Origin of the sequence: Synechococcus sp. R3-13 (assembly GCF_047462195.1) — a bacterium.
GTDB lineage: Bacteria > Cyanobacteriota > Cyanobacteriia > Thermostichales > Thermostichaceae > Thermostichus.
The window spans coordinates 1-3,576 of sequence record NZ_JANSIO010000300.1; the positions used below are offsets into that span (position 1 = coordinate 1).

The 3,576-nt window shown below is 59.4% G+C and carries 5 protein-coding genes; 1 reads left to right on the forward strand and 4 read right to left on the reverse strand.

Annotated features, from left to right (window positions below; genetic code table 11):
- The 4 genes from NW856_RS09405 to NW856_RS09420 form a co-directional block, all read right to left on the reverse strand.
- Positions 1-836, reverse strand: an 836-nt coding sequence (locus NW856_RS09405; RefSeq protein WP_414399955.1) for a glycosyltransferase, incomplete at its 3' end; no start/stop codon positions are given.
- Between the two features lie 85 nt (positions 837-921).
- Positions 922-1,335 (reverse strand): PH domain-containing protein, encoded by a 414-nt coding sequence (locus NW856_RS09410; protein ID WP_011432347.1) that lies wholly within the window; start codon positions 1,333-1,335, stop codon positions 922-924.
- Between the two features lie 75 nt (positions 1,336-1,410).
- Positions 1,411-1,917 carry a hypothetical protein gene (locus NW856_RS09415; RefSeq protein ID WP_414399956.1) on the reverse strand — a complete coding sequence of 169 codons (507 nt, stop codon included), beginning with the start codon at positions 1,915-1,917 and terminating at the stop codon, positions 1,411-1,413.
- A 62-nt stretch (positions 1,918-1,979) separates the two neighbouring features.
- A complete protein-coding gene (locus tag NW856_RS09420) occupies positions 1,980-2,807 on the reverse strand; it encodes an ion transporter (RefSeq protein WP_414399957.1) in 828 nt (275 codons plus the stop codon).
- 151 nt (positions 2,808-2,958) lie between these two features.
- On the opposite strand from NW856_RS09420, the gene NW856_RS09425 reads away from it, so the two are divergent.
- Positions 2,959-3,576 (forward strand): Maf family protein (locus NW856_RS09425; protein WP_414399958.1); only part of this gene is annotated, 618 nt, incomplete at its 3' end.

Below are 3,576 nucleotides of genomic sequence, written 5' to 3' on the forward strand. Positions count from 1 at the left end.
TCCCAGGGGAACAGCAGCAGCCGGCAATTGGCTAGCAGTTCCCGGAAACGATCGGGGGGCTGATGGGGCAAAAACTCCACCTGCGGCCCCGCCAGTCGCTTGAGCCGAGCCAGCTCCGGCCCTTCGCCCACAACCAGCAGCCGACGACCCAGCCGTTCACAGGCGGCAATCGCCAGATCCACCCGTTTGTAGGGCACCAGTCGGCCTGCCACCAGGTCATAATCGGCGCTGGGATCCGCCACCGGCTCCAACCCCTGCAGCGGAACGGGCGGATAAATGACCACAGCCTCGCGGCGATAGAGCTTGGCAATGCGGCGGCGAATGTGCTGGGAGTTGGCGATCAACAGATCTGGACGTTGAGCTGCCAGAAAATCCCATTGGCGCAAGCGGTGCAGCAGCCATTGGCCAATTGCGCCAACAGGCCCGCTTCTCCCCAGCCCTTCTCGCTGCAGATACAGCTCCCGGTTCTCCCAGAGGTAACGGGTGGGGCTGTGGATGTAGCTCAGGTGCAGGGTAGAGGCTCCCGTCAGGATCCCTTTGGCAAAGGCGTGGCTGCTGGAGATCACACAGTCATAGCCGGAGAGGTCGAAGCTCTCATAGGCCAACGGCATCCAGGGCAGCAGATACTTGAGGCGGGCATGGTAGTCAGGGCGCAACACCCCCAGCCACTTGGCCCAGCCTTGCAAAAAAGAGGTGTGAATCGACAGCTCCTGCCAGCTCGGCGGCAGGGTGTGAGCGGAGAAGAGACTGACGTAAAGGGGGGCCTGGGGGGCAAAGGCCACCAGCTCCTGCAAAACCTTTTCCGATCCCCCCGGCCAGATCAGGTACTCATGCACCAACGCCAGGCGCTCAGGCCAAGCGAATGCTGGCCCGGGAGAGGGGGAAAGGCCACAGGAAGGGATCCCCAAGGCTCAGGCACGGTCAGGACTTGGCAGAGCGGCGCTTTTTGCCAATTGGGCCGCTCACCTGCTTGGCTTTCTCGTCAATCCGCTCGTTGATGTAGTTGTAGATCTCGCGGAAGCGAGGCAGGGCCCGCATCTCCAGGCGACTGCCGTCCTTGAGGGTGAGCACCATGTCTCCCCACACGCCCAAGCCACGGGGCACCATAACCACCTTGGCAATCTCGCCGTAGATTACATCTGAGCGCTCCTTGCCGCCCCATCCCCCAATCACGGTGATGCGACGATTGGTAATCCGATAGTGTACCCACAGCTTACGCACCAGTGCCCCCACAAACAGAGGCAAGCCGACAAGTGTAGCCCCAATGAAGGAGTTCAACACCAAATCGCCACTGTGGGGGCCGCCCTCAAAAAAAACCTCCTCTTGCACCGCCATGCAGAGCACCGTCCGGTTGTTTAGAGTGTTGCTGTTAACGATCTTAAACGATTTCTCAGCTTTCCCCAACTGGGGCTAACGGCAGGTTCGGGATTGGGTCAGCCTTCGGACGGCTTGTAGGGAACGGCAGGTGGCCAAGACCAGGTAAACAAACAACACCATCACCACCACCGCCACCGCTGCGGCTCCGGCATTACCCAGCCAGCGCCACCCTTCCAGCCCCGTCAGGGCCACCAAAGCCCAAGAAGCCGGGTGCAGCATTCCCCCCAACAGGAGAATTTGCGAGAGCATTTGCCCAGCCGTAAAGCGGGATCCCAGCACCACCAGGGCCAGTCCGCCGCCGATGTTGATCAACCCCATGTTGCCCAAAAAGGCGTAGCAAATGTGCCAGGCGTACTTTTGTTTGGGCACCTCCTGCCAGAGGAGGGGCTCGGCAGGGATCCCCGAAGCCTCCTGGGGGGCGAGCGGCAACGGCTGAACTTGGCTGAGGATCCAGCCGAGGACAATGGCGGCAACCAGCATCGCCACGCCCGCCTTCACGTTCAGCTTGCCGGGGATGGTTAGCTCGGGGTGGGCCAACATCGCAGATCCTCCTGCAACCCGTCCTAGCCTATCCTGTCTTTGCCCCAAATTGGCCAACAGCCTCAATCCCTTGGATAGAGCGGTGTGCCACAGCGTTTGCAGAATTGGGCATCCCCATCGTGCTGGGACAAACCGCACCCTGGGCAGGCCCATTGCACCGAGTTGCCGCTTTTCACCAATTGTTTGATCAGCTCCCCCACTTGCCAGGGAATTAGAGCGATCCCCGTCAGGATCATCAGCACCGTCAGCAGCCGGCCCAGCTCAGAAGTGGGGGTGAGATCCCCAAACCCCACCGTGGTCATGGTAACGACGGAAAAGTAGAAAGCATCCAAAAAGGTGGCAAAAGCGCCAGGATTCACTGGATGTTCTACCTGGTAGATCAGCCCAGAGTAGACGAAAACAATGGCAAAGAGGGTGAAGAAAATGCGCAGCAAAATGCGGCTATCGGCGGAGATCACTTGCCCAAACAGGGTTTTGCCCTCCACCAAGCGCAGCAGCCGCAGGATGCGAAACCAGCGCAAGAGGCGGATGAAGCGAATATCGGTTAGCCCGGCAAAAAAAGGCAAAATGGCGAGCAAATCGATGAGCGAATACAAGCTCACGACATAGCGCAACTTCTGCGGGGCCGCCGCCAGGCGGAGCAGATATTCCACCACAAACAGGCCGAGAATGAGGCGATCCACCCGCTCCAGCCAAAGACGTACCTCAGGGGGAATGGGATAGGTTTCCACCACAAAGAAGGTGGATGAACAGAAAACCAACACCGCCACCAACAAATTCACCCAGCGGCTTTCCGGGGTGTCTTGATCCCCCCAATAGCGCTGAAGGATCCCAGAATGGGCAAGATCGAGATCAGTTGGGGTGGGGGCCTGTGAGGGTACAGTGGTCACAAACAGGATCCGGCTGGGAAGATATCAGGAGAGTTTCCTTTCGGCGCCCACTCGTCGGCGCATATCAGGCGCACACTAACTAAGCTAATGGAAACTAGCTCATGGAGCGAACTTCCATCCAGCAAACGTCCAGGCTTTGGGTGTTGAGTCGATGTTGCCTCCTATCGTACTGGCCTCGCAATCCCCTGCCCGCCGCCAATTGTTAAAGGCTGCCGGGATCCCCCATCGCGTTCAACCCAGCTACTTCGACGAAAGCCAAATCCAGAGCTCTAATCCGGTGGAGCTGGTCCAGAAGCTGGCCTCGGCGAAAGCCGAAGTGGTGGCGGCCCAGCAACGGGAGCCCGTCTTGGTTGTGGGGGCCGACTCTGTGCTCTACCTAAATGGCGAGATCCTAGGTAAGCCGCCCAATGCCCTAGAGGCGGAACGGCGCTTGCGGCAAATGCGGGGCGAAGTGGGAGAGCTCTACACAGGCCATGCCTTAATTGACACGAAGCAGAACCGCCGCCTCACCCACTATGCGGTGACGCGGGTGTTTTTTGCCAAGCCCAGCGACGAGGAGATCCGCGCCTATGTGGCCACCGGTGAGCCTTTGGCCTGTGCCGGCTGTTTTGCCATCGATGGTCGTGGCAGCCTGTTTGTGGAGCGGATCGAGGGGTGCCCTGGAAATGTTATCGGGCTGAGTTTGCCCCTGCTGCGGCGCATGATGCAGGAGTTGGGCTATTCCCTCACCGATGCTTGGAGCATGACTCTAGTCAATGATAAGCTCAAC